The sequence below is a fragment of the Marinobacter sp. DUT-3 genome, assembly GCF_050379435.1.
GTDB lineage: Bacteria > Pseudomonadota > Gammaproteobacteria > Pseudomonadales > Oleiphilaceae > Marinobacter.
Map to the genome: position 1 here is coordinate 94,468 of NZ_JBNRMG010000012.1, position 26,345 is coordinate 120,812.

The window sequence follows — 26,345 nt, forward strand, 5'->3', positions numbered from 1 at the left end:
CTGACTGAACCAGGAACCTGTCGCGCCGATGCCCGATTCCCTGCCAACGGATTCTGTCGGGATAGTCACCCCGCAGACACTACATTTCGACGCGCCCATTACGCTGGCGTGTGGACAAACGCTGGATAGTTACGATCTGGTGATCGAGACCTACGGCACTCTCAATGCCGATGCCAGCAATGCCGTACTGATCTGTCACGCCCTGAGCGGTCACCACCACGCCGCTGGCTATCACTCCATGGATGAGCGCAAGCCCGGCTGGTGGGACGCCTGCATTGGCCCGGACAAACCCATTGATACCAACCGTTTCTTCGTGGTCAGCCTGAACAACCTCGGAGGCTGCCATGGCAGCACCGGCCCCAACAGCGTCAATCCGAAGACGGGCAAACCCTACGGACCGGATTTCCCGGTGATTACCGTCAGCGACTGGGTACAGAGTCAGGCCCTGCTCGCGGACCGGCTCGGCATCGAATGCTGGGCCGCTGTCGTGGGCGGTTCCCTTGGCGGCATGCAGGCACTGCAGTGGAGCCTCGATTACCCCGACCGGCTGCGTCATTCGGTGGTAATTGCCTCCACTCCCCGCCTGACGGCCCAGAATATCGCCTTCAACGAAGTGGCGCGGCAGGCCATCACCTCAGACCGTGAGTTTCACGATGGCCGTTACCAGGATTTCGATACCGTGCCTCGCCGCGGCCTGATGCTGGCCCGGATGGTGGGCCACATCACCTACCTGTCCGATGCCTCCATGGGTGAAAAATTCGGCCGTGAATTGCGGGATCAGGCCTACAAGTTCGGCTATGACGCCGAATTCCAGGTGGAAAGTTACCTGCGCTATCAGGGCGAACGTTTCTCTGAGATGTTCGATGCCAACACCTACCTGCTGATGACCCGCGCACTCGATTATTTCGACCCGGCGTACGAGTATGGCGGAGACTTGTCCAAGGCGCTGGCGCCCTCCAACTGTGAATACCTGGTATTGTCCTTCAGCACCGACTGGCGCTTTACCCCGGCCCGATCCGAAGAAATCGTCAACGCCATGATCGCGGCAAGGAAGCGGGTGAGTTACGCGGAAATCGACGCGCCCTGGGGGCACGATGCCTTCCTGATTCCCACGCCGAGGTACACTGATATCTTCACTGCCTACATGGATCGTGTCGCACGGGAGGTGGGTGCATGAGACCAGACCTGGAAATCATTCAGCAATGGGTCAAACCCGGCAACCGGGTGCTCGACCTGGGCTGCGGTGACGGCACCCTGCTGGACTTCCTGCAGCGTGAACGCGGCGCCACCGGCTTTGGCCTGGAGATCAACCCGGACCACATCACCACCTGCATGAGCCGTGGCGTTTCGGTGATCGAACAGAATCTGGATACCCAGGGACTGGGTAACTTCGACGACCGCACCTTCGACACCGTCCTGATGACCCAGGCCCTGCAGGCCGTAAGGCGACCGGACATGGTGCTGGATGAAATGCTCAGGGTGGGCCGGGAAGGCATTGTCACCTTTCCCAACTTTGCCCACTGGCGCCTGCGATGGGGGCTGACCCTGAAAGGGCGCATGCCGGAATCGGAGGCATTGCCGTACAAGTGGTACAACACGCCCAACATAAGGCTGTGCACGTTCCATGATTTCGAAGCCCTGTGCCGCCAGAAGAGCATCCGCATCAAGAGTCGGCGGGTGGTGGATGGACAGCACCAGAATAGCTGGCTGGCCCGCCTCTGGCCCAATATGCTGGGAGAGATCGCCATATACCGTATTACACGGGAGGAAACATCATGCTGAGTTCCCGAATCTGGCAGGCTGCCGCGCTGATCTGCCTTACCCTGATCAGTTCAATGGCCCATGCCGCCGGCTCCAAGGACTTTGGTGAGTACCAGGTGCATTACAGTGTCTTTCCGAGCACATTCCTGGATCCCGAAGTGGCCAGGTCCAACAACCTCAATCGCAGCCAGAGCATTGGCATCGTCAATATCGCGATTATGCAGGAAGGGGAAAACGGAGCGCTGCAAACGGTTTCCGGACAGGTCGAAGGCAAAGCGCTGAATGACGTCCAGCAACCGAAGTTCCTGGCGTTCCGTCGCATACAGGAGGGCGACGCCGTCTATTTCATCGCAGAATACCAGTACCGTTCTGCGGAGTTGATGACCTTCCAGATCACTGCCCGCCCCAGTGGCGCCGGCCAGGATCTTCCCATCCGATTTGCCCAAACACTGTTCAACGACTGATGACTGAAACCAACACACAGCTGGTCATTGCCAGCAACAACAAAGGCAAAATCGCGGAGCTTACCAGTCTGCTGAGCCCGCTTGGCGTGCAACCCGTGGCACAAGGCGAGCTTGGCGTCAGCGAGGCCGAGGAGCCCGCCGTCACCTTTGTCGAGAACGCCATCCTCAAGGCCCGCCACGCCGCCCGGGAAACCGGGCTGCCGGCACTGGCGGACGATTCCGGGCTTGCGGTCGACGCCCTTGGCGGTGCACCCGGTGTCCGCTCGGCCCGCTACGCCGGCGAAAATGCCAGTGACGCCGACAACGTGCGCGCCCTGCTAGATGCCATGTCTTCGGTTCCGGATGACCAGCGGGGCGCCCAGTTCCACTGCGTTCTGGTGTATCTTCGCCACGCCGATGACCCCACGCCCATCATCTGTCACGGTCGCTGGCCCGGGCTTATTCTGAGGGACATCCGCGGCGAAGGTGGTTTTGGCTACGACCCGGTTTTCCTGGTTCCAGAGACCCACTGCAGCGCCGCGGAACTCAGCCGCGAACAGAAAGGCCGCATCAGCCATCGCGGCCGCGCGCTGGCCCAGCTGCTTGAACAGCTAAAGGCCAGGGCGGACACTCCGTGACATCCGCCTCCACCGAGGCGGATGTCACCCTTCCGCCTCTGAGCCTGTATATCCACGTACCCTGGTGCGTTCGCAAGTGCCCCTACTGCGACTTCAACTCCCACGCCCTGCAGGGGGACATTCCGGAAGACCGTTACCTGAACGCCCTGCTGGAAGACCTGGATCAGGATCTCGCCCTGACCGGAGGGCGTCGTATCGAGACCGTTTTTATCGGCGGCGGCACGCCTTCACTGATGTCAGCGGCCTTCTACCAGAATCTTTTCCGGGGCCTGAGGCAGCGCCTGGACTTCAGCCCCGATGCCGAAATCACCCTGGAGGCCAACCCCGGGACCGTGGAACAGGCAAGGTTTGAAGGGTTCCGCGATGCCGGCATTAACCGACTGTCCCTGGGCATCCAGAGCTTCAACCCGGAGCACCTGAAAGTTCTGGGGCGCATTCACGATGACCGGGCTGCCCACGACGCAATCAGGGCCGCCAAACAGGCAGGCTTTGACAACTTCAACCTGGACCTGATGCACGGGCTGCCGGGGCAGACACCGGAAAATGCCATTGCGGATCTCGAAGCCGCCCTGGCCTGGGAGCCGCCCCACGTTTCCTGGTACCAGCTGACCCTGGAACCCAATACCGAGTTCTACAGCCGCCCACCAGTACTGCCGGATGACGATCGTTTATGGGACATCTACGAGAAAGGCGGAGACTACCTGCGACGCCATGGTTACACCGATTATGAGGTGTCCGCCTGGTCCCGCCCCGGCATGGCTTCCCGCCACAACCTGAACTACTGGACCTTTGGCGACTATCTGGCGCTAGGCGCCGGCGCCCATGGCAAGATCACCAGCCCCGGGCAACAGTCGCGATATTGGAAAACCCGGCAACCGTCGGCTTACCTGAACCGTATCGGCAGTCGCACCGCCGGCAGCGAGACCATCGAAACCAGCGAATTGCCACTGGAATTCCTGATGAACGCTCTGCGACTGACCGAAGGCGTGGACGACCAGTTATTTAGTGCACGAACAGGTTTACCCCTGAGCACGGTTGCGGTAAAACTTGAACAGTTAAGAAAAGAAAACCTGCTGACCCCTGACCGGATCAAAGCCACCGAGCTTGGTCAGAGGTATCTGAACAGCTTGCTGGAGCGTTTTTTGTAATGGACATTCCGAGCATCATCCGATCCTTGCCCAAAAAACTGAAACTGGGCCTGGTCGTCACCGTTACGCTGCTGGTAGCCCTGCTGGCTATCAACCAGCCCCTGCAAACCGGCTCGGCGCCCCAGGGCATCGTCAGCTTCCAGCTCGCCGCCACCGCCGATCACTCCATGGCCATTTTGCGTAGCTGGCGCGGCGACGCCATGTTCTGGGCACACCTTTCCCTGTGGCTGGACTTCCTGCTCATCCCCGCCTACGTCATCACGCTGTTGATGGTAACCAACCTGATCATGCGGGATCGCCCCGGAGTGCGGGAGCGTAATGTGGCACGGTGGGTCAAGGCATTGTTTGTCACCGCCGGCGCCAGCGATGGACTGGAAAATATTCTGCTGTTGAACAACCTGAACCCGCCAACCGATACCATCAGCCTGTCGGCGACCCTCTGTGCACTGATCAAGTTCACCGGACTGATGCTGGGGATCGCGGGACTGGTGATTATCCGCGCCGCCAGACGCCACCCACTCGCTCACGGGTGACGCCTGAGGATTCGACGTCAGTTGGTGCGATGGAAAAGCAGGTCCCAGACCCCGTGACCAAGGCGTTCGCCACGTTTCTCGAACTTGGTGATGGGGCGGTCATCCGGGCGTGGTGAGAATTGACCCGGCTCCTGGGCATTGGCGAACCCCTCCGCCTCACTCATAACCTCCATCATGTGTTCGGCGTAGTTCTCCCAGTCCGTTGCCAGGTGCAACACACCGCCAACCCGCAGTTTGTGGCGAATGCGCTGAACAAAGTCATGCTGAATCAGGCGTCGCTTATGGTGACGCTTCTTGTGCCAGGGGTCGGGGAAAAACACCATGACCCGATCAAGACAGGCATCGGGCAGGCACAGATCAATGACATCGTTGGCGTCAATGGAGTACACCCGCACATTCTCGAGCTTGCGATCTTCCACTTCTTTCAACAGCGCACCAACGCCGGGCAAATGCACTTCCACGCCAATGAAATCCTGCTCGGGTGCGGCCTCCGCCATATCAGCGAGGGACTTGCCCATACCGAAGCCAATTTCCACGTTGAGCATGGCATCGCGCCCGAATACCTGGCGCGGATCAATCATGCCGTGTTCGCGGGTTAATCCGTAGACTGGCCAGCTACGTTCGTACGCCTTTTTCTGGCCCTCGGTCATCCGGCCCTGGCGCAACACGAAACTGCGAATACCCCGGCGCGTCGTTACCGGAGAATCGTTGGACAGATCTTTTTCATCGGTCATCTGGAGTCCTCAACCGCAGGAAGCGGATTCTGGTTCTGAAGAAATTACCGCACAGTTTACCAGAGTGGATCGTTTCAGGCCGACACAACCGAATTTCGTGATTGCTGCCGGTCCAGCTTGCGATACCCAAGCGCTTCCACCAGATGGCCATTGCCAATGGTATCGACCCCATCAAGATCCGCCAGCGTTCGCGCTACTCGTAGAATCCGGTGCAGTGCCCGCGCCGAGAGCCCAAGCTTTTCCATGGCGTCCGACAACAGGGCTTCGCCACCGCTATCGAGGCGGCAGTGGCGGTGCAGTTCATTACCAGCAAGGCCGGCATTGATCGTGCCCCGTTGCAGCTGACGCTCCCGGGCCCGGGCCACCCTTGCCCTGACAACCTCACTGGATTCGCCATCCGCCTGTTTCTGCATCAGCACGTCTCCGCCCTGAACCGGCACTTCCACGTGCAGGTCAAAGCGATCCAGTAACGGACCGGAGACCTTGCCCCGGTAGCGTATGACCTGTTGAGGCGTACACTGGCATTCGATGGTCGGGTGACCGTTGTAGCCGCAGGGGCAGGGATTCATTGCCCCCACCACCTGGAAGCGGGCGGGAAAGCTCACCTGCCGCGCCGCGCGGCTGATGGAGATTTCCCCGCTCTCCATGGGTTCCCGCAATACCTCCAGCACTTGCCGCCCGAACTCCGGTAACTCATCGAGGAAGAGTACGCCGCGATGGGCCAGGGAGATCTCTCCCGGGCGGGGGCTGCTGCCACCCCCCACCATGGCGACGGCGGATGCGGTGTGGTGGGGCGAACGAAACGGTGGTTGCCGCCAATAGCCATCCCGTACCGGCAACCCGGCAATCGAGTGGACGCTGGCCACCTCCAGCGCGGCCCCTGTGGTCAGTGGCGGCAGGATACCGGGCAACCGGCTGGCCAGCATGCTTTTCCCGGTGCCTGGCGGACCGAAGAAAAGCAGGTTATGAGCGCCTGCGGCCGCCACTTCCAGCGCACGTCTTGGCACACTCTGCCCCCTGACATCCGCCAGATCCGGCCCGGCGACGGCGCCCTCATCCAGGGACGCCGGCGGAACCGGCACCAGCGTTGCCCTGCCACACAAATGCTCACACACGGTCAGCATATGGGCCGCGGAGAGCACATCGTCCTGGCTTGCCAGGGCCGCCTCGGAGGCATTCGCCTGCGGCACCAGCAATCGCCGGCCGTCCTCTCGTGCTGCCAGTACGGCCGGCAGCACGCCTTTAAGGGGGCGCAATGCCCCATCCAGCGACAGCTCCCCGACGAACTCGCAGGAAGTCAGGCTTTCGGGGGGTATCTGGCCGGAAGCCGCAAGAATGCCCAGGGCAATCGGCAGGTCGAAGCGGCCACCTTCTTTCGGCAGGTCGGCGGGGGCAAGATTGATGGTGATACGACGAGCGGGGAACTCGAAGCCAGCATTCAGCAGGGCACTGCGGACCCGCTCTTTGCTTTCCCGAACCCCGGTCTCCGGAAGCCCGACAATGGACAGGGCCGGCAATCCGCCGGACAGGTGCACTTCAACGGTTACTGCAGGTGCGGACACGCCAATACTGGCGCGGGAATGAACAATAGCTAACATAACGACCTTCCGTGGTCAGATTCATTCGGTGTTCAATGGATGGGCACGCAGGCCCATCCCGGGGCAAATTCAGCTTTCTGGCAGCTTGCTTTCCAGTGCCGCCACGCGCTTCTCAAGCGCCTCCACCTTTTCACGGGTTTTCATCAACACCGCCTGCTGGGCATCAAACTCTTCACGGGTCACCAGCTCAAGGCGGGAAAGCACCGACATCACCGTTGCCCTCGCCTGGGTTTCGAAATCTTCCCGGGCCGCACGGGCCATATCGGGCACGAACTGGCCAAACTGGCCCTGGAGCTGGGTCAAGAAATCCTGCGGACCTTTCACAACATCACCTCTCTGGCATCGACGGGTTCCGGCGCTAACCGACGATCAGTCACCCGGAACGGAGTTGCGGGAGTGTAACACATCGCCGGCCCTGCCATACTGTGCCCTGTCCGCAGTATAATAGCGCCGCTGGACGGTTTGCACGGTGCGCCAAATTGGCTCGCCGTGAGAACCAGTGCTCTTTTTTGGTGCAGCATAATGTTCCAAACTGGAGCGCAATATTTCTAACAACATGAAATTATGAAACTTTTTTGCGTTGGCACACCCGATGCAATAAACCTCGTACGCAATCCGCACAATTGGTGTGCGAGGTGGCAGCATCCCGACCTCAACACAAACGGCCAATGGGCCCTCACTGTTGGGACGGCTTTACCAAGGAGAAAGCAATGAAACTTGTGACAGCGATCATCAAGCCTTTCAAATTGGATGATGTCCGTGAGGCACTATCCGAGATTGGCGTGCAAGGCGTAACCGTCACCGAAGTGAAAGGCTTCGGGCGGCAGAAAGGCCACACAGAACTCTATCGTGGCGCGGAATACGTGGTGGACTTCCTGCCCAAGGTCAAGGTTGAAGTCGCCATCGGTGACAACCTGCTGGACCAGGTTATTGAGTCGATCACCAAGGCTGCCAACACCGGCAAGATCGGTGACGGCAAGATCTTCGTGACAGAACTCGAACAGGCGATCCGTATCCGGACCGGTGAAACCGGCGAAGAAGCGGTCTGATAACAGCCTGAATTCCGATAGCCAACGCAAAAAACTTATAACCTGAAAAGCCTCGTGCGGAGGGCTTCAAATGGAAAGCAATATCTTTCACCTGCAGTATGCTATAGATACATTTTATTTTCTGGTGTGCGGCGCATTAGTTATGTGGATGGCCGCTGGCTTTGCCATGCTGGAAGCCGGCCTGGTACGCGCCAAGAACACCACGGAAATCCTGACCAAGAACGTGGCCCTGTTCGCAGTGGCCTGCACCATGTACCTGATTTGCGGTTACGCGATCATGTACGGCGGCAATATCTTCCTCACCGGCATGGGCGACGTTGACGTGGCCGGTGTCCTTGGTGACTACGCTGGCCGTGAAGACGGCTTCGAAGGCGGCTCCATCTACTCTGGCGCGTCTGACTTCTTCTTCCAGGTTGTTTTCGTTGCGACCGCCATGTCCATCGTATCCGGTGCCGTGGCCGAGCGCATGAAGCTCTGGGCATTCCTGTTCTTTGCGGTTGTGATGACTGGCTTCATCTACCCGATGGAAGGCGCCTGGACCTGGGGCGGCGCTTCCGTATTCGGCATGTACAGTCTGGCCGATCTGGGCTTCAGCGATTTCGCCGGTTCCGGCATTGTTCACATGGCCGGTGCCGCCGCCGCTCTGGCAGGTGTTCTGCTGCTGGGTGCCCGTAAAGGCAAGTACGGCCCGAACGGCGAGATCCGCGCTTTCCCGGGCGCCAATCTGCCACTGGCCACCCTCGGTACGTTCATCCTGTGGATGGGCTGGTTCGGCTTTAACGGCGGCTCAGTACTGAAGCTTGGCGATATTGCCAGCGCCCACTCCGTCGCCATGGTGTTCCTGAACACCAATGCCGCAGCCGCTGGTGGCGCCATCGCTGCGCTGATCACCGCACGCCTGATGTTTGGCAAGGCCGACCTGACCATGCTGCTGAACGGCGCCCTGGCCGGCCTGGTGGTTATCACTGCCGAGCCTTCCACTCCCAGCGCCCTGACCGCAACCCTGTTTGGCGGCTTCGGCGGCGTACTGGTCGTACTGAGCATCGTCACCATGGATAAGCTGCGGATTGACGATCCGGTCGGCGCGATTTCGGTACACGGCGTGTGTGGTCTGCTCGGCCTGCTGCTGGTGCCGGTCACCAACGACGGCTCCAGCTTCATCGGCCAGATCGTCGGCGCCATCACCATCTTCGTCTGGGTGTTCGTTGCCAGCCTGATCGTGTGGGGCATCATCAAGGCCGTGGTTGGCCTGCGGGTCAGCGACGAAGACGAATACGAAGGCGTCGACCTGTCCGAGTGTGGTATGGAAGCCTATCCGGAGTTTGTCAGCAGCAAATAAAGACTGCCGACAATGCAACGCAAAAGGGGCGCTCCGTAGAGCGCCCCTTTTGTTTATCAGCCAATCTGAGGTCAAATCGCATTGCGGAAGATGTCGTCTTCCGAGTGGCGCAAATAAAGCAGCAGCTCCATCTGCGCCTCATTCACATTGTCGAACGGCCCTTCAAACGAGCCCTCCCGGGTCTGAAAGAACCACTGGCCATTGACCGTGGTAAACCGATCACTGCGAAACCAGTTTCGCTCCTGCTCACCTTTTCTAACATCCATATCCTGCTCTCCAGCTACAACCGAACGGTTAACGTCGATCAATTACTGATCACTTTTGCAGTTTAGCCAAGATTCGCAGGAATGCGAAAACCATCAGCCCTCGCCGGGAACAACGCGATCCTCCAGCGCATCTACCATGAACTGCGGCATCGCCAGGGCCCCATGATGCGTGCCTACATTGTAATAACGGGTCACAAAGGGCCGCTGATCGGCATCCTCCTCACGGAAATATTGCACCGGTTTTTCTTTCCCCGCCATGGTGCAGCTCCACCAACCGGTCGGGTAGACCGGCTGCGGGAATGGCAGTGTCTGGATGTGATCAAATCCGGCCTTCTCCATATCTTCATGCATCGTCTTGATGATGGTATCGGTATGCAGCAGTGGCGATTCGCTCTGCTGGACCAGGATGCCGCCATCACGAAGGGCCAGCATGGCGTCACGGTAGAAATCGAGGGCAAACAGCCCCTCCGCGGCGCCCACGGGATCGGTGCTGTCGATAATAATCACGTCGATGCTGTTGGGCTCCACATCCCGCATCCACTCAACACCATCGCCAAAGAAGAAGTTGGCGCGAGGGTCGTCGTTGGATTCACAGAGTTCCGGGAAATACTTCTCTGACAGCCGGGTCACCCGTTCATCAATCTCTACCTGCCAGGCTTCCTCAACGCCCGGGTGCTTCAGCACCTCCTTCAGCGTGCCGCAGTCACCGCCACCCACGATCACCACTTTTTTCGGGTCACGGTGAGTAAACAGCGCCGGGTGGGTCATCATCTCGTGGTAGAGAAAGTTGTCCCGGGTGGTCAGCATCACGCAGCCATCAAGAACCATGAGGTTTCCGAACGTTTCGGTCTCGTAGATCTCCAGCTTCTGGAATTTGCTCTGCTCCTCGTGCAGTTTTTTCTTAACCTGCAGGGAAAATGCCGTTCCCTGGTCCTGGAATACCTCGGTAAACCAGTTTTCGTTCAATGCCGTCATGGTGAGTTCCTCGTGTTGCTCGGAGAGCCAAAGTCATATTGCAGGTATTGTAGGTGTGCCGGGCCCTCAGCTAAAGCACTATAGCTCATGACCATCCACGTATTTTCCACAGGCGGTTCTTTTAGCGCGGCAGCGTAATCCCTACAATGGCGACCATACGCCGGCATGTGCCCGGCCCGGATTCTGTACAGGATGACCGCAATGACCCAAGCCACCAGAAGCGCCGCCCACCAGGTGTACAACATCGCCCACTGGAGCGATGGCTATATCGACGTGAATGATCGTGGAGAAGTACTCATACGGCCAGACCGGGGCCACGGTGACGCTACAGGCGACGGCATCAACCTCCCGGAACTGACCCGCACCCTGACTGCGCGGGGTATCCAGCTGCCAGTACTGATCCGTTTTACCGACATTCTCCACGACCGGGTGAACAAGCTGTGCGGCGCGTTCAACAAAGTCGCGTCGGAACACGGCTACCAGGGGCAATACACCGCGGTGTACCCGATCAAGGTCAACCAGCAGCGTCGCGTAGTGGAGGAACTGCTGAGGGCCGAGCCGGCCGCAAGCAACAACCAGATCGGCCTGGAAGCGGGCAGCAAACCAGAGCTGATGGCCGTATTGGCAATGTCACGCCAGCCGGGATCGGTGATTGTCTGTAACGGCTACAAGGACCGCGAGTACGTCCGCCTCGCACTGATCGGTCAGAAACTGGGGCACCGGGTTTTCATTGTGGTGGAAAAACAATCCGAGCTGCCTCTCATTCTGGAGGAATCACGAAACCTCGGTGTTTCGCCGCTGATTGGTGTACGCGCCCGCCTGGCCACCATCGGCAAGGGCAACTGGCAGAATACCGGGGGCGAAAAATCCAAATTTGGCCTGTCCGCCAGCCAGGTACTGGATGTGGTGGCGACCCTCCGCGAGGCGGACGCACTGGATGCCCTGCAACTCCTGCATTTCCACCTGGGATCCCAGATCGCCAACATTCGCGACATCCAGACCGGCCTCAGGGAGAGTGCGCGATTCTACAGCGAATTGCGCAAGATGGGCGCTCCCGTGGGCACCGTGGATATCGGAGGCGGTCTGGGTGTGGATTACGAGGGCACGCGCTCGCGCAGCAGTTGCTCCATGAACTACAGCGTCCACGAGTATGCCTACAATGTTGTCCATATCCTGCAGGCGGAATGCGACCGCGCCGGCATCCCCCACCCGGATCTGATCAGCGAATCCGGCCGGGCGTTAACGGCCCATCACTCCGTGCTGGTCACCAACGTGATTGACCAGGAAATCCCCGACGCCCGCGTGCCAACTCAGCCCGGGGCCGACGCCGCCGCACCGCTGCAGGATCTGTGGCGCGATCTGCAGAGCCTCAACGATGAAGGCTCACCCCGTTCACTGGCGGAAATCTACCATGATGTACTCCACGCCATGGCCGATGTTCACGCCCAGTTTGCCCACGGCCTGCTGTCCCTTGACGAACGAGCGAACGCCGAGACCCTGTATACCTGCAGCTGCCGGCTGCTGAGATCCCAACTGGACAGTGCCAACCGGGCGCACCGCGAGATCATCGACGAACTGAACGAAAAGCTCGCCGAGAAGCTGTTCGTGAACTTTTCCCTGTTTCAGTCACTGCCGGATGTCTGGGGCATTGATCAGATTTTCCCGGTCATGCCCATCAATGGACTGGACCGGCCCTTGCAACGTCGCGCAGTGATTCAGGACATCACCTGTGACTCCGATGGCCGGATCGATCGCTACGTGGATGGTCAGGGTGTCGAGACCACTTTGCCACTGCCGGAGAACAAACCTGGCGAACCTCTGTTGATGGGGTTCTTCATGACCGGCGCCTACCAGGAAATCCTGGGCGATATGCATAACCTGTTTGGAGACACTCATTCCGTCGATGTCCATGGCAATGGCGCCGAGGGATACACCGTCAGTGACGCCACCACCGGAGATACCGTCGCCAAGGTGCTGCGTTACGTGAACTTCGAACCTGAGGCCCTGCTCAAGTCCTACCAGCATCAGTTCCGCGCCAGCAGCCTCCCCGCTGATGAACAAACCCGATTGTTCAATGAACTGAAAGGCGGACTTGACGGCTACACCTACCTGGAAGAATAACGCCGCACCCTGGCCATAGGTGCTTGTCCCGACAGTTCTGAAGAAAACGGCTGATCCGCAACGAGGGTCAGCTCGTACATCACGGAACTGACAAACCCGAGACGAGTGCATAGAATAATGTCCAGAACATGCTCAAATCATGCAACAGTCAAGGAGCGTCCGGTGACAACACTGGAGCGGCAGTCCGCTCGCCCCGAGGGCCGCAAGGATCCCTGGAGCCAGATGCTGGACAAGGTGGGCAAACACCAGGATCGCCAGGCCTATCATGCGCTGTTCGAGCATTTTGGCCCGCAGATCAAGTATTACGCCATGGCAAATGGCCTGGCCAGTCACGCTGAAGAGCTGGTGCAAGAGGTCTTCGTGTCCATATGGCGGCGCTCCTGCCTGTATGACTGGCGCAAGGCCGCGGCCTCAACATGGATCTTCACCATCGCGCGGAACCAGCGCATCGATATGTTGCGAAAGATGAAGCGCACCAGTGCCGAGATGCCGGTGGAAACCGAAGATCTTTGGCAAATCCCCGGCGAAAACGAGGATGAGCCAGTCACCTCTTTGCACCGTTTGATGTCCGAACGACGCATCCGGGAGTCTCTGAGCCACTTGCCGGAAGAACAGATTACCGTGATTGCCAAGGTCTATATGGAGAACAAGTCCCACCAGATGGTGGCTGACGAGCTCAACATTCCCCTTGGCACCGTAAAGAGCCGGGTTCGCCTGGCCCTGAACAAGCTGAAAGTGATTTTGCAGGACCAGAACGTATGACACGGCACCATCCCGACAGCCTGACGTTGATGGAGTACAGCGCCGGCAACCTGACCGAGCCCCATGCTCTGTGCATCCGGCTGCACCTGGATCAGTGCCCCCATTGCCGTGGCCGCGTGGACACTCTCGACAGCCTGGGCGCGGTGATGATGGAACATCAGCCGAAAGTCAGCGTCAGTGAGGATATGTTCGACAGCATCCTGTCGCGGATCGACAGCGAGGAAAGCGAAGGCCAAGCGATTGCGGCCATTGAGCCAAGGGTCGGCGCGCTCCGGAAACTGCTGGGGGACGACCTTGACAGCCTGCCCTGGAAACGCCAGCTGGGGGATGTCAGCGTGCTGGATATCTCCGAACGCTTCCCTGGCCAGCACGAACAGGTCGTCCTGCAGAAACTGTCAGCGGGAGGCAAAGCACCTGCTCACACCCATCGGGGCGAAGAAACCACCATCGTGCTGCAGGGTGCTTTCGCGGACCAGAAAGGCGTGTTCAATCAATGGGATTTTGTGGTTCTTAATGAACAGGACGAACACCGGCCTGTCGCGGTTGGCTGCGAGGACTGCATCACATTGTCCGTACTCAGTGCCCCGGTTAAGTTGACCGGCACCTTTACGCGACTGCTTAACCCTTTCATTCGCTGAGCACGCCGGGGTTGAGGCACAACACATGCAACCAGGTCCGCATGCTGGCCGGAAATGACCGATAGTTGTCAGCCCCTGACCTTCAGATAGTCTGCCCGAAGGTAGATACTAAGCGGGTTGATTAGTGTCTCTGAACTAGTCCTGTTCAACTCCCCGTCGGGTTGAACACTTGCTTGTAAGCCACGCCCTGCGTGGCTTTTTTTATGCCTGCCCAAGCTTGAGTTACAATCTCGGTCTTTGACATCATCGGAGACCCCCATGACCCCTGACGACTACGGTTTTCGCTTCGGCGGGATAGAACGCCTGTATGGCCGTCGCGCCCTGGAAGCCTTTCGCCAGTCGCATATTGCCATCGTCGGACTGGGCGGCGTGGGCTCATGGGCGGCGGAAGCGCTGGTTCGGTCTGGCGTCGGCGCCATGACCCTGATCGACATGGATGACATCTGTGTCTCCAACACCAATCGACAGCTACATGCCCTGGAAGGCCAGTATGGTCGAACCAAGACCGACGCCATGGCGGAGCGACTGAAAGCGATCAACCCCCAGGCAGACATTCGCGTGCATTTCGGATTCCTGACGCCGAAAAACGTCGACGAGTTGATCACCGCTGACATGACCGCCGTGGTGGATGCCATCGACAGCGTCAAGGCCAAGGCCGCCCTGATCGCCTACTGCCAGCGCCGGAAACTTCCCGTGGTGTGTGCCGGCGGCGCTGGCGGTCAGCTGGACCCGACCCAGATCCGCGTTGCCGACCTCAGCAAGACCACGCAAGATCCATTACTGGCCAAGGTTCGTAACATGCTGCGCCGGGAGTACGGTTTCTCCCGTAATCCCAAGCGGCGCTTTGGCATAGAGGCCGTATACTCGCTGGAACAGCTGACGTATCCTGCCGGAGACGGCGAAGTCTGCCTGCAGAAGCCCGCCACCGAGGGCCCGGTCCGTCTGGACTGCGCCTCGGGCTTCGGGGCAGCCAGCCCGGTCACCGCCAGTTTCGGCTTTTTTGCCGCCTCGCGGCTGCTGAACCGGATTGCACGACGCGCTAACCCATAACTCAACGGACCTGAAGTCATTATGCCCGTAAGCACTGTTCTGCTTCTCGCAAGTATCGGCATTCTTTCTCTGTTCTGTCAGTGGCTCGCCTGGCGCGTCAGGATGCCAGCCATTCTCTTCCTGCTGGCTGGCGGTATTGCCGCGGGCCCCTGGCTGGGTTTCCTGGCACCGGAAGTGGTGTTTGGCGACTTGCTGTTCCCGCTCATCTCCCTGTCTGTCGCCATTATTCTCTTTGAGGGCAGCCTGACGCTGCGCTACGAAGAAATCCGCGGCCACGGCAAAATGGTGCGCAACCTGATTCCAGTCGGCTCCATTGTCACCTGCATCATCGGCACGCTGTCGGCACGGTGGCTGCTTGAGGTGTCCTGGGAGGTTGCCCTGCTCTTCGGCGCCATTTCCATTGTCACCGGGCCGACGGTGATCGCCCCGCTGCTGCGATCCGTTCGCCCGGACGCCAAACTGGCCAACATCCTGCGCTGGGAAGGTATTATCATTGATCCGGTGGGCGCACTACTGGCGGTTCTGGTGTTCGAGGGCATTGTGTCCTGGGGTCAGGGCAATGTGTTCGGACACTCGCTCTACATTTTCGGCAAAACCCTGGCGGTGGGCTTCCTCATCGGCGCTGTTGCCGGCTACCTGAACGGCCTGGCGCTGAGAAAACACCTGATCCCCCAGTACCTGCACAACGCCGGCACCCTCACCTTCATGCTTGGCGTGTACGCCCTTTCCAATGAGTTAGCACACGAGTCAGGACTGCTAACCGTTACCATCATGGGTATCTGGATGGCCAACATGAAGCAGGTGCCCATCGACAGCATCCTGGAGTTCAAGGAATCCCTCAGCGTGCTGCTGATCTCGGCGCTGTTCATCATCCTGGCGGCGCGGGTGGAATTTTCCGCCATTGCCGAACTGGGCTGGGGCCTGGTGGCGGTGCTGGCCATGCTGATGCTGGTGGCACGCCCGGTGAGCATCTTCCTGTCGGCTATTGGCACCAGCCTCAACTGGCGGGACAAGCTGTTTCTGAGCTGGATTGCCCCTCGGGGCATTGTCGCGGCGGCAGTTTCCGCGCTGTTTGCATTCCAGCTGCAGAAGCTCGGATATGAGAGCGCCGGGGCCCTGGTGCCTCTGGTGTTCATGCTGATCATTGCCACCGTGACACTTCAGAGTCTGACCGCCCGCCCCCTCGCCCGGCTGCTGAAGGTTGCAGAGCCCGCTGAATTCGGTTTCCTGATTCTCGGCGCCAACCCGGTGGCCCGGAAGATCGCCGTTGCCCTGAAGAAGTACGACGTGCCTGTGACACTGGCCGACACCAACTGGGAAAACATCCGCCAGGCGCGCATGGACAATCTCCAGGTCTACTTCGGCAATCCGGTATCCGAGCACGCCTCGACCCATCTGGACCTGACCGGCATTGGCAATCTGCTGGTCATTTCACCCTACAAGCACATGAATTCGCTGGCGACTTACCATTTCCTGGACTGGTTCGGAAAGGATTCGGTGTTTACCCTGGCGGAAGGCGATCCTGACCAGAAAGCGCGACACCAGACTGCCGAGAAGATCCAGATGACCCGGGGCCTCTTCGATGGCGTCAGCTACGCCAAGCTCGCGAGCCTGGCCAGCCAGGGCTACACCGTAAAAACCACTCAGCTCAGTGAAGAGTTCGGTTACAAGGACTTCCTGGAAAAGTACCATCACCAGCCGCTGGTGCTGTTTGTCTTTGACAACAAGGGGCGCGTGTCGCCGGTACTGGATATGGACCACATCAAGCCAGAGAATGACTGGACCCTGGTCAGCCTCGTACCACCCCAGGCTCCGAAAGAGCGCAAGGGAAGGGAAGAACAGCAGACAGAAGAAGCTGAGAGGGAGCTTCCGGGCGGGGCCGCCGCCCGGAAGTAAAAGCGCTTCGGAATATCAGCGACAGTCGAGCACCAGCTTGCCGCGAACGTGGCCGCCCTCGAGCAATTCGTGGGCGTCAGCCACCCGGGCCAGTGGAAAAGCCTGTTCAATATGGACCTTGACGTCGCCGTCCTCGATCAGCTCCGCAATTTCATCCAGGTGGAATACATCCGGGCGCACGGTCATGCCGTGAGCCCGCAGCCCCAACTCTTCAGCCGCGCTGATGATCTCGTCCGCGGTGACCGTGGGAATGGTCACCAGCACCCCGTGCTCACCGAGTGTGTGCAGGGATCGCTTGCCGGCTTCGCCACCAACCAGATCCAGCACCACATCCAGGCCATAGCATTCCTCGGCAACATCCGTGGTGCGGTAATCGATCACCTCGTGCACACCCAGTTCCGCCAGGAAATCACGGTTACCGGCCGAGGCCGTAGCGACCACATGGGCGCCCCGTTCCAGGGCAAACTGGACGGCAAAATGCCCGACCCCACCGGCGCCGGCGTGAATCAGGATCTTGTCACCTGACTCCAGCTTGGCCACCTCGAACAGGGCCTGCCAGGCCGTCAGTGCCGCCAGCGGCAACGCCCCCGCGGTTACCAGGTCAAGCTCCTCCGGAACAATGGCCAGTTCATCCGCGGCGGCCAGGGCATATTCCGCGTAACCGCCGCCTGTCGCCGGGAAGCCAACCATCCCCATAACGCGATCTCCCGGCGCCAGGGTTGTCACATCGTCCGCCACGGCAACCACTTCACCGGCCACATCGTAGCCCGGCGTCCAGGGCAACGAATCCTCGATCTGGCGCGCAGCAAATCCCAGCCCCTTGCGGGTCTTCCAGTCAATCGGGTTCAGGCCTGCGCCATGGACGCGGAGAAGCACCTGCCCCGCTTGCGGCTGAGGGATCTCCGAGCTGACCACCTGCAGGACATCACGCTCACCAAAGTGATCATAGATCACATGGCACATGGAGGATTCAGTGTTCTGGTCAACGACGTTTTCCATGGGGATCTCCGGACAACGGTGGTAACGGCTAACGGGCTTTCGTTCAGACTAGCAGAAGTTGGCGTGCAAGGTGATTCAATCCAGTGTCAGACCACGACCGCCAGCCACCACGGCGCTACCGAGTATCTCGGCGAATTCTTTCGGCGCCCTGGAAGGCCGCTGGGATTTCATGTTTACGCAGGCATGGGTGGACATGGCCCGCACCAGGGTCTTGCCATCTGAGGCCCGTACCAGCTGGAACTGACGCGAGGAGCGGAAACGGCCGTCATATCCGGTCAGCCAGGTACCCAGCACCAGGCGATCGCCGGCATTGGCTGACGCAAGGTAGTCAATCTCGGTACGGGTGATGGCCATGGCTTTCCCCGTGGCCTCATGGAGCTCCCAGGTCATGCCCAGGCTCTCGATGTGCGCCCAGCTGACATCCTCCAGCCAGCGGACATAGACGACGTTGTTGGCGTGGCCGAGGCGATCGGTGTCCTCATCCCTGACCAGGATGTCCATGGTATACGGGGACGGCAGATCCCATTCAAACGTCTGCTCAATCGCCTGCGCGCTGTCGCTCATTCGTCCTGTTCTCCCTGTTTTTCCAACCCCGGAATGGCCCGCAACGGTAGCCGCCCGATGCGGTCATTGTGAAGTGAACCAAAGTATAGGTTACCGCCGTGTGGATTGACCGAGGTGATTTCCTGCAGGTGAGTCCCGCGGGTATCATGGAGACTGGTGATCAGTTCACCGTTGGCGTCAAACGCCAGCGCCAGCCCATATTCCTGTGGTTTTGGCTGGAAGCTTTCCGGCAGTTTGGCCACCAGGTCTTTCAGCCAGGGCTGACGATGCATGGAATCCACCCGCGCATTGCGGAGCGTCGGAAAAGCCACCCAGTAACGCCCGGCATGATCCACGGCGAGGTTGTCCGGGAACCCCGGCAGGTTATCGGCAAACACCTCTGCCTGCCCTGCCCTGGGGCCGTGGATCCAGTATTTCAGGATACGGTATTTCCAGGTTTCATTAACCAGCACATAGTCCCCATCCGGAGACACCGCCACGCCATTGGCGAAGTGCAGGTTTCTCAACAGGGTTTCCGTTTTGCCGGTACCGGGATTATAACGGAGCAGGCGGCCATGGGGGCGCATCTCCAGCAGGTCCAGCACATAATCCGGTTGTTCAAAGCGGGAACTGGCGTCGGTGAAATAGATACGGCCGTCCGGAGCGATATCCACATCATCGGTGAAGCGAAACGGCAACCCCTCCGACTCCCGTGACAGCAGGGTAATGGTCTTGTCGGGGGCAATCGACAACAGGCCTTTCCAGGCATCCGCCACAGTCAGGTTGCCCTTGTCATCAAACACCAGCCCGAGGGGGCGACCACCGGTTTCCAGCCACTCTTCGACCCGCCCATCCGGCCAGACCCGGACAATCTTGCCGTCCTGGGTGCCGGTGTACAACACGCCGTTGGCGTCCACAGTGGTATCTTCCGGCCCGTACACCTGACCACGGGCAAGCAGGTCGGACAGGCGCAGCAGTTCGTTGGGCGCGAGTTTGCCAGTCATTGCCGGTGGCGAAGGCGCTTTCCAGGCCTTGCTGTCAACGGGAGACGGAGACAGCAGAAAGCCCCCCAACAGCACAAACCCAACCAGCAAAAGACCCAACAGCCACTTCATAACAGACATTCGCCCCATTCAGATACGATGACGTAACCTTAGCAGAGACGCGGGCACGGCTACACCGCTGCCCGGGCCGGACTCACTGTTTCAGGAAGCGGCGGCACAGCGTCTCAAAAGCGTCAGTCTTCTCTGCATGCAACCAATGCCCCGTACCTTCGATGACCTGAAGTTCCGCGGAAGGGAACAAACGGCGGATTTCATCCCAGTGCTTATCCTGGATATAGGCAGACTCCTCCCCCTTGAGGAACAACACAGGCCCGTCATAGGGGCGATCGCCTTCCGGAGCCAGCGCCAGTTTCGGATAACAGGCCTCAATAACCGGCAGGTTCAGGCGCCAGCGATAGAGACCTTCTCCCGGTTTCTGCTCCCCCTGGGGAACACGCACCAGGTTTTTCAGCAGGAACTGGCGAACCTGGGGCGTTTCAACATGCTCCGCCAACATGCTGTCTGCATCCTGACGGGTTTTGACGGCGCTCAGGTCAAGGGCAGTAAGCCCCTCCAGAATGGCATCATGGCGGGGCTTGTAGGACACAGGCGCAATATCTGCAACGATCACCCTGTCCACCCGCTCCGGTGCCGACAGCGCCACCTGCATGGCAGTTTTACCGCCCATGGAATGACCAAGGATGGCGGCCTTGTCCAGTCCCTGGGCGTCCATATAGGCAACCACATCCGCCGCCATTGCCGGGTAATCCATGGTTTCGGTATGAGAAGAATTTCCGTGGTTGCGCTGATCCAGGGCATGAACCTGCCATTCATCCTGCAAACGCCGGGTAATACCGCCCAGGTTATCCATGGACCCGAAAAGGCCATGCAAAATGATCAGGGGGGGGCCTTCGCCAGTAATACGGTGATTCAGCTCAACACTCATGGACATTAGTCTCCGGATGGATTCGTTAACTCAAATCAGTGGGATACATTACCACTGCCGGAAAATGGAGCAAGGCCGGCAACGCCTCCAGGTTTCTGCAGGCATAAAAAAGCCGGGGAGTTCCCCGGCTGAAAGGTCAATAGCGTACGGTTTGCCTGATCAGCAATAGAAGATGCTGTTCAGGTATTCGGCGAGCGCCTCGCAGTTCCGGCGTTCACGTTCTGTATGGGGCACGAAAATTTCGCGTTCCATAGTACACACCTCCTCGATAATCGCTGTTCCATTGCTCCAACCTGATGACTTAATGCTATCGTTGTTGGTATGACAAACCGTTGACAGGCTGTCCCATCCGTTTGACATTTTGTATCAGCGGACATGAAAACCTGTTAACAACAGGAATGGATCACAGTGAACGCAGTTCCGGCTGAAACAACCACGGCACCTCTGGTGGCCGCCTCCAGTACCCTGGCGCTGGTGCACTATCTCGACTGCCGGGGAGTGCAGAACCGGCCGCATATCGAACACATCCTTGGCATGCCTCTGGAGGCCCTGGCTGACCCCGATCTGCGCGTTCCCGCCGATGCGCATTACCAACTCTGGCAACATGCCGAACAGGTAACGGGCGATCCCGCCGTCGGTCTCCATGCCGGGCAGGTGGTGGACCCGGAACGCATGGGGCTGGTCGGCCATGTCTTTTTCAACTGCGATACCCTGGGGGAAGCCGTTACCCAATACGTGCGCCTGCACCGGCTGATTAACGAATCCGTTACCCTCAGCCTGGAGCAGACCGGTGATCAGGCTATACTTACCTGGCAGCCGGACAGGCCCGGCCACTACTGTCGCCAGGATATGGATCGCACCCTGGCCGCAGCGCTGTGCCGCACCCGTCATTTCATTCACCCCGGCATCCGCGCGGAATGGGCCGAGATAGCTCACCCCAGGCCGAGTTATGCCGACGAATACGAGCAATTGCTGGGGGGCACCGTCGTGTTCAACAGCACCAGCACACGTCTGGCCTTCAACAGCCGACACCTCAGCCATCCGATCCCCCACCGCAATCCCTATGTGTATTCCGCGGTGTTGCGACAGGTGAATTCCCTGCTGGCACGCCTGCAGACCCGCCGCACCTTTGGCCGCAAGGTGCGCCGCCTGATCTCGCGCCAGATGTCCACCGACAGGATCGACGCCGATACTCTGGCACGGCAGTGCCATATGAGCCGGCAGACGCTCTACCGCAGACTGAAAAAAGAGGGGGTGAGCTTTCATGATCTGGTGGAACAGGTGCGCAAGGACAAGGCCCTCAGGTACGTCGCGGCTGACCAGTATGCCCTGGGGGAGATCGCCTTCCTGCTCGGCTTCTCGGAACTCAGTGCGTTCAGCCGCGCCTTCAAGCGCTGGACCGGCATGGCTCCGGCGCAATACCGTGCCCGCCACCTGGCCGCTGAGTCCGGCCAAGCACAGGAATAACGATGCCTGAAACCACCCTGATCGCGATTGCTGTCGGCCTGCTCTATCTGGCGGCGCTGTCCTGCGTTTACCGGATACTGCTGACTTACCGCACCGCCCAGGGCGCCATTGCCTGGATCATTGCTCTTATCGGCCTGCCTTACCTCGCCGTGCCCCTGTTCCTGCTGTTCGGGCGCAACCGCTTTGGCGGTTATGTCCGTGCCCGGCGCATGGGCGACGCCGCGCTGACCGATTTACTGAACCACTTCGAGCAACAAACCACCACCCTGTCGCACCCGGGCAACGAACATTTCGGCGATGAATTTCAGGTGTTGTGCAAGCTGGGGCGACAGCCGTTCACCAGCAATAATCACTGCACCCTGCTGAAAGATGGCGAAGCCACGTTCGATTCGGTTTTCGATGCCATGGAAAACGCCCGCCATTACATCCTGCTGGAGTTCTACATCGTTCGCTCCGACAAAGTCGGTCAACGCATCAAGTCGATCCTGAAACGCAAGCTCGCGGAGGGTGTGCAGGTGTGGTTCCTGTACGACGATATCGGCAGCGTCTGGCTGCCCCGCACTTACCTGAAAGAGCTGGCCCACGCCGGCGCGCGGGTGGCGTCTTTCGGGGATGGCAATATCCGCCGACGGCGTTTCCAGATCAATTTCCGCAACCATCGCAAATTGCTGCTTTGCGATGGCAACATCGGTTTTGTCGGCGGCATCAACCTGGGGGATGAATACCTCGGCATTGCCATGGATCAGGAGCCCTGGCGCGACACCCATTGCCACATTGCCGGACCTGCGGTTATCGGGCTGCAGCTGGCATGGCTGGAGGACTGGAACTGGGCCAGTAACGAATTCCCGGACCTTAACTGGCAACCGGCGCTGCCGCCTTCCGGCGACCATGAGGTGCTGATACTGCCGACCGGCCCCGCCGACACCTACGAAACCTGTACACTGTTTTTCCTCAACTGCATCAACAACGCCCGCACCCGCATCTGGATCGCGTCGCCCTACTTCGTGCCGGATTTCCAGATCATGAATGCCCTGCAGCTGGCCGCCCTGCGGGGTGTCGATGTGCGCATTATCATTCCGGAGAAGTCGGACAGCTGGCTGATCAAGGTTGCCGCCTATTCCTACCTTGTCCAGGCCTGCCAGGCGGGTGTCGGCATCTATCGTTACCAGCCGGGGTTCATGCACCAGAAAATCATTCTGGTGGACAACCGCTATGCCGCCGTGGGTACCGCCAATCTCGATAATCGCTCAATGCGCCTGAACTTCGAAATCACCGCCATCACCACCTCCAGCGAGTTTGTTTCGGAGGTGACCACCATGCTGGAAGAGGATCTGAAAAACTCACGGCGGATGACCGAGCGCGACTATCAGGATCGCTCAATCGCCTTCCGCCTGGGCTGCCGCGCCGTGCGATTGCTGGCACCGCTGCTCTGAGGGGTTTGGGCGCAAGCGTTTTCCCGGCGGATAGAATGTGAGAGTATTCAGGGAACCCGAGCCCGGCAAGCAGTAACGAAGCAGGATCATGACCACATTCAAGCCCCGAGAAACCCTCACCGAACAGGTTGCCCGCCACATTGAGAACCTGATTGCCTTTGGCCAGCTACGCTCCGGCGAGCGCATTTACGAGAACTCCATGGCCAAACAGATGGACGTCAGTCACGGGTCCATCCGCGAAGGGTTACTGCTGCTGGAAAAACGCCACCTGGTCCGCAACGTTCCCCGCAAGGGTGCGTTTGTCACGGATCTGGATGAGTATTTTGTTCGCAGCCTGTATGAAACCCTGGAACTCTACCTGACCCACACCGGTCGCAAACTCGCCCGCCAGTGGCAACCGGCCGACATGGACAAGCTGGAATCCCTGTACGATCAGATGCAGGCGTGTTTCCAGCGCAATGACCTGATGCGGTTCCTGGAACTGGGCATTGAATACACCAAGGCATCCCTCGCCTACGCGGATAACTATTTCATCATTTCCGCCATTGAGGATCTCTGGCCATCCGCCAAACGCTGCGCATTCGTAGCCTTCCAGAATGGTGGCAACAAGGTGCTGGAGGATAATCTGGCCCACATGGACGAATCCATCCGCGCCATCAAAGACCGGGACGAAGACCGGTTGGCCAGGATCCTCCAGCACTTTGCCGAACAGCAGTGTCGCCAGGTACTGGAGGCGCTGAACAACAACCAGGCTCGTCGCGGAGCCTGACAGGAACAAAGACTCAGTAAAACAACTGGGTGAACGAAAACCCGATGTTCAGATAAGCAGTCCAGTCATCTTCGTTGTTGTAGGCGGTGGCAAGCTGAACCGGCCCCAGGAAGGTATCGACGCCGGCAAACACGCTCCAGGACCTGACCGTGTTGTTCCAACTGGCATCGTCGAACGACTCCCAGGCGTTACCAGTCTCGAAACCCATTCCGGCAAACCAGGGTAAAAAGGGGCCGCCAAACTCCTGGCTGGCAAACAGCGACGCCATGGCCGCGTTTTCACCAGTAATTTCACCCGGCGCATAGGCCGACAACCGACGAAACCCGCCAAGCCGGACGGTATTTTCGATACCGGGCTCCCCGCGGGTGACAGCATGCGCATACAGCAGTCCGGTGATGGTGAACCCCCGCCAACTGCCAGTGCCCAGCCCCATGCCAGTGACGGAGTCAAAATGCCGGTCCGACCCCAGATCGTCCCGCTCCATTCGCCCCCGGATACCGGCGAAGCCTCCCGACTGGGGGTAGAAGATATCGTTCAGGGAATCGTGCACCAGCTGCAGGCTGAAACTGCCCTGGTGTATGGACCCGGACGGCGCCACCGGCGTACCGACCTGTTCGTCCACGGTGGCGTAACCACGGGTATAACCCAAACGCACATCGCCATTTCCACCGAGCTCCATGCCCAGCGCCAGGTCAAACTGGCGAAAGGTTACGTCCACTTCGGCAATACGGTCGCCGTCATCCCCAAACACACTGAAGGTGTCGCGGGTATATTCCGCGCCGGCAATCAGAAACCGTTCATAGCCGTAATCCAGGGGCTGGAACCATTCCGTGCGCACGTAAGGTTCGGTTCCCAGCTGTAAACCGGTCTGCCACTCGCCACCAAGGGCGTTAAGCTCGGTCATGCGCAGGGCGGAGCCGACGTTAAAGCGGGTTTCCCCGTCGAAGTTGTCCTCGTAGTTCAGTCCAAACGCAAGGTAGTTGGGCCCCCAGGATTTTCCCTGCACGCGGATGGTGAGCACGGTACCTTCATCGGATGGAGACAATGAATAGGAGGCGGTCTCGTAGTAACCGAGGCCATAAATCCGTTTCAGGTCATCCTCCAGGGCCTCCACGTCCAAGGGTTCGCCGGTTTCCTGGCGGATTCTGGAACGCAGGAACTCCCCGGCCAAACGGGAATCCTGATCCACTTCAATACGGACAATGTCACCCGGGGAAAAACCACTGGCATTCATCGTTTCCCGGATGTCCGTCCAACGTTCCCGCGAAACACTCAGATGGCGCAACTCGCCGGCGTGAGAACGGGTGCTGGTCGCCCCCAATTCAAACAATATTGGCGCATCGTAAAAGTCGGAAGAGCTTCGCCCCTCCAGGTCCGGACGGATCAGAATATCCTGCTCCTGCAACCGTTCCAGCTGATAATCCGTGTTCATCCGCGTCATCATGGTGGTCAACTGACCGACAACCGAGAACGCTTCCTGTAGATCCTCCGCTTTCAGCAAAGGGTCGGTGATATCCACCGCAATCACGATGTCCGCCCCCATCTCGCGGGCCACTGTCACCGGCAGGTTGTTGGCAACCCCGCCGTCCACCAGCAGGCGACCGTCCCACCTCACCGGCGCATACACCCCAGGAATACTCATGCTGGCGCGAATGGCCTCAGACAGGTTGCCATTGCCGATGACAACCTGCTCCCCGGTTTCCAGATCGGTGGCCACCGCCCGGAAAGGGATTGCCAACTGGTCAAAGTCCTCCACCAGCGCCGCATTGCGGGTCAGTTCGTTGAGAATAAAACCAAGGTTCTGACCTGCGATGATACCGCCGCCTACATGAAGGCCATCCAGCCGCACACCAAGGCCGGGAACCACGGGAAAACGCCAGTCTTCCTGTTTTCGGCGCACGGGCTTGTAGGCCCGGCCCGGGTCATCCCGAAAGCTGGAGACCCAGTCCAGATCGATAAAACGCTGCTCGATCTCATTCACCGGCATGCCACTGGCATAAAGCGCCCCCACTGCGGAGCCTGCACTGGTGCCCACCACCAGGTCCACCGGAATCCGCATCTCCTCGAGCACCCGCAGGACACCGACATGGGCCATCCCCTTGGCGCCACCGCCGCTGAGCACCAACCCGACCGTGGGGCGCCCCTCAACCGGATCCGCCGTCACCATGGGGACAAAGGAGACAACACAGACAAG

General features: G+C 59.4%; 26 protein-coding genes. 16 read left to right on the forward strand and 10 right to left on the reverse strand.

Annotated features, from left to right (window positions below):
- Positions 1-28 precede the first annotated feature (28 nt).
- The 6 genes from metX to ACQUWM_RS16450 are packed head-to-tail and all read left to right on the forward strand — an operon-like array spanning position 29 to position 4,523.
- Positions 29-1,177, forward strand: coding sequence for a homoserine O-succinyltransferase MetX (metX, locus tag ACQUWM_RS16425; protein WP_428922860.1), 1,149 nt, complete (start codon positions 29-31; stop codon positions 1,175-1,177).
- On the forward strand, positions 1,174-1,782 hold the full coding sequence (gene metW, locus ACQUWM_RS16430) for a methionine biosynthesis protein MetW (RefSeq protein ID WP_407001374.1): 609 nt from the start codon (positions 1,174-1,176) through the stop codon (positions 1,780-1,782). The genes metX and metW overlap by 4 nt, the downstream gene beginning before the upstream one ends.
- The gene (locus ACQUWM_RS16435; RefSeq protein WP_428922861.1) at positions 1,776-2,225 is read left to right on the forward strand and encodes a DUF4426 domain-containing protein; all 450 of its coding nucleotides are present in this window, start codon (positions 1,776-1,778) and stop codon (positions 2,223-2,225) included. Before metW ends, ACQUWM_RS16435 begins: the two co-directional genes overlap by 7 nt.
- Positions 2,225-2,842 (forward strand): RdgB/HAM1 family non-canonical purine NTP pyrophosphatase, encoded by a 618-nt coding sequence (rdgB, locus tag ACQUWM_RS16440; protein WP_428922862.1) that lies wholly within the window; start codon positions 2,225-2,227, stop codon positions 2,840-2,842. The genes ACQUWM_RS16435 and rdgB overlap by 1 nt, the downstream gene beginning before the upstream one ends.
- Entirely contained in the window at positions 2,839-3,990 is a 1,152-nt protein-coding gene (hemW, locus tag ACQUWM_RS16445; RefSeq protein WP_407001377.1) for a radical SAM family heme chaperone HemW, read from the forward strand. The genes rdgB and hemW overlap by 4 nt, the downstream gene beginning before the upstream one ends.
- Positions 3,990-4,523, forward strand: coding sequence for a hypothetical protein (locus tag ACQUWM_RS16450; RefSeq protein WP_407001378.1), 534 nt, complete (start codon positions 3,990-3,992; stop codon positions 4,521-4,523). The genes hemW and ACQUWM_RS16450 overlap by 1 nt, the downstream gene beginning before the upstream one ends.
- Positions 4,524-4,540: 17 nt before the next feature.
- On the opposite strand, the gene trmB is transcribed toward ACQUWM_RS16450, so the two are convergent.
- The 3 genes from trmB to ACQUWM_RS16465 form a co-directional block, all read right to left on the reverse strand.
- The gene (trmB, locus tag ACQUWM_RS16455; protein ID WP_407001379.1) at positions 4,541-5,257 is read right to left on the reverse strand and encodes a tRNA (guanosine(46)-N7)-methyltransferase TrmB; all 717 of its coding nucleotides are present in this window, start codon (positions 5,255-5,257) and stop codon (positions 4,541-4,543) included.
- A gap of 74 nt (positions 5,258-5,331) precedes the next feature.
- The gene (locus tag ACQUWM_RS16460) at positions 5,332-6,855 is read right to left on the reverse strand and encodes a YifB family Mg chelatase-like AAA ATPase (RefSeq protein WP_428922863.1); all 1,524 of its coding nucleotides are present in this window, start codon (positions 6,853-6,855) and stop codon (positions 5,332-5,334) included.
- Between the two features lie 69 nt (positions 6,856-6,924).
- Entirely contained in the window at positions 6,925-7,179 is a 255-nt protein-coding gene (locus ACQUWM_RS16465; protein ID WP_407001381.1) for an accessory factor UbiK family protein, read from the reverse strand.
- Between the two features lie 386 nt (positions 7,180-7,565).
- On the opposite strand from ACQUWM_RS16465, the gene glnK reads away from it, so the two are divergent.
- Positions 7,566-7,904, forward strand: coding sequence for a P-II family nitrogen regulator (gene glnK / locus ACQUWM_RS16470; RefSeq protein WP_004578958.1), 339 nt, complete (start codon positions 7,566-7,568; stop codon positions 7,902-7,904).
- Between the two features lie 70 nt (positions 7,905-7,974).
- Entirely contained in the window at positions 7,975-9,243 is a 1,269-nt protein-coding gene (locus ACQUWM_RS16475) for an ammonium transporter (protein ID WP_428922864.1), read from the forward strand.
- 71 nt (positions 9,244-9,314) lie between these two features.
- Here ACQUWM_RS16475 and ACQUWM_RS16480 read toward each other — a convergent pair whose 3' ends face one another.
- Together ACQUWM_RS16480 and speE are read right to left on the reverse strand one after the other, a co-directional pair.
- Entirely contained in the window at positions 9,315-9,509 is a 195-nt protein-coding gene (locus ACQUWM_RS16480; protein ID WP_407001383.1) for a DUF6316 family protein, read from the reverse strand.
- A 93-nt stretch (positions 9,510-9,602) separates the two neighbouring features.
- Positions 9,603-10,484: a polyamine aminopropyltransferase gene (gene speE / locus ACQUWM_RS16485; protein ID WP_407001384.1), complete on the reverse strand. Its 882-nt coding sequence runs from the start codon at positions 10,482-10,484 to the stop codon at positions 9,603-9,605.
- Between the two features lie 201 nt (positions 10,485-10,685).
- Between speE and speA the strand changes: the two genes are divergently transcribed.
- The 5 genes from speA (at position 10,686) to ACQUWM_RS16510 (ending at position 16,951) form a co-directional block, all read left to right on the forward strand.
- On the forward strand, positions 10,686-12,605 hold the full coding sequence (gene speA / locus ACQUWM_RS16490) for a biosynthetic arginine decarboxylase (RefSeq protein ID WP_428922865.1): 1,920 nt from the start codon (positions 10,686-10,688) through the stop codon (positions 12,603-12,605).
- Positions 12,606-12,767: 162 nt separating this feature from the next.
- The gene (locus tag ACQUWM_RS16495) at positions 12,768-13,367 is read left to right on the forward strand and encodes a sigma-70 family RNA polymerase sigma factor (RefSeq protein WP_428922866.1); all 600 of its coding nucleotides are present in this window, start codon (positions 12,768-12,770) and stop codon (positions 13,365-13,367) included.
- Positions 13,364-14,005 carry a ChrR family anti-sigma-E factor gene (locus tag ACQUWM_RS16500; protein WP_407001387.1) on the forward strand — a complete coding sequence of 214 codons (642 nt, stop codon included), beginning with the start codon at positions 13,364-13,366 and terminating at the stop codon, positions 14,003-14,005. The genes ACQUWM_RS16495 and ACQUWM_RS16500 overlap by 4 nt, the downstream gene beginning before the upstream one ends.
- Positions 14,006-14,263: 258 nt before the next feature.
- Positions 14,264-15,055, forward strand: a complete 792-nt coding sequence (gene tcdA, locus ACQUWM_RS16505; RefSeq protein WP_428922867.1) for a tRNA cyclic N6-threonylcarbamoyladenosine(37) synthase TcdA — start codon at positions 14,264-14,266, stop codon at positions 15,053-15,055.
- 21 nt (positions 15,056-15,076) lie between these two features.
- Positions 15,077-16,951: a cation:proton antiporter gene (locus ACQUWM_RS16510; protein ID WP_428922868.1), complete on the forward strand. Its 1,875-nt coding sequence runs from the start codon at positions 15,077-15,079 to the stop codon at positions 16,949-16,951.
- A gap of 15 nt (positions 16,952-16,966) precedes the next feature.
- Here the strand turns inward: ACQUWM_RS16510 and ACQUWM_RS16515 are convergent, their stop codons facing one another.
- From ACQUWM_RS16515 to ACQUWM_RS16530, 4 genes are all read right to left on the reverse strand, one after another.
- Positions 16,967-17,950, reverse strand: a complete 984-nt coding sequence (locus tag ACQUWM_RS16515; RefSeq protein ID WP_428922869.1) for an NADP-dependent oxidoreductase — start codon at positions 17,948-17,950, stop codon at positions 16,967-16,969.
- Between the two features lie 75 nt (positions 17,951-18,025).
- Complete coding sequence (locus tag ACQUWM_RS16520) at positions 18,026-18,514, reverse strand: acyl-CoA thioesterase (RefSeq protein WP_407001391.1); 489 nt, start codon at positions 18,512-18,514, stop codon at positions 18,026-18,028.
- Entirely contained in the window at positions 18,511-19,608 is a 1,098-nt protein-coding gene (locus ACQUWM_RS16525; RefSeq protein ID WP_428922882.1) for an SMP-30/gluconolactonase/LRE family protein, read from the reverse strand. The genes ACQUWM_RS16520 and ACQUWM_RS16525 overlap by 4 nt, the downstream gene beginning before the upstream one ends.
- Positions 19,609-19,690: 82 nt before the next feature.
- Positions 19,691-20,482, reverse strand: coding sequence for an alpha/beta fold hydrolase (locus ACQUWM_RS16530; protein WP_407001392.1), 792 nt, complete (start codon positions 20,480-20,482; stop codon positions 19,691-19,693).
- Between the two features lie 402 nt (positions 20,483-20,884).
- Between ACQUWM_RS16530 and ACQUWM_RS16535 the strand changes: the two genes are divergently transcribed.
- The 3 genes from ACQUWM_RS16535 (at position 20,885) to ACQUWM_RS16545 (ending at position 24,151) form a co-directional block, all read left to right on the forward strand.
- A complete protein-coding gene (locus ACQUWM_RS16535) occupies positions 20,885-21,949 on the forward strand; it encodes an AraC family transcriptional regulator (protein ID WP_428922883.1) in 1,065 nt (354 codons plus the stop codon).
- Positions 21,950-21,951: 2 nt separating this feature from the next.
- Positions 21,952-23,382: a cardiolipin synthase gene (cls, locus tag ACQUWM_RS16540; RefSeq protein WP_428922870.1), complete on the forward strand. Its 1,431-nt coding sequence runs from the start codon at positions 21,952-21,954 to the stop codon at positions 23,380-23,382.
- 88 nt (positions 23,383-23,470) lie between these two features.
- Positions 23,471-24,151, forward strand: coding sequence for a GntR family transcriptional regulator (locus ACQUWM_RS16545; RefSeq protein WP_407001394.1), 681 nt, complete (start codon positions 23,471-23,473; stop codon positions 24,149-24,151).
- A 13-nt stretch (positions 24,152-24,164) separates the two neighbouring features.
- Here ACQUWM_RS16545 and ACQUWM_RS16550 read toward each other — a convergent pair whose 3' ends face one another.
- The gene (locus ACQUWM_RS16550; RefSeq protein WP_428922884.1) at positions 24,165-26,318 is read right to left on the reverse strand and encodes a patatin-like phospholipase family protein; all 2,154 of its coding nucleotides are present in this window, start codon (positions 26,316-26,318) and stop codon (positions 24,165-24,167) included.
- Positions 26,319-26,345 lie beyond the last annotated feature (27 nt).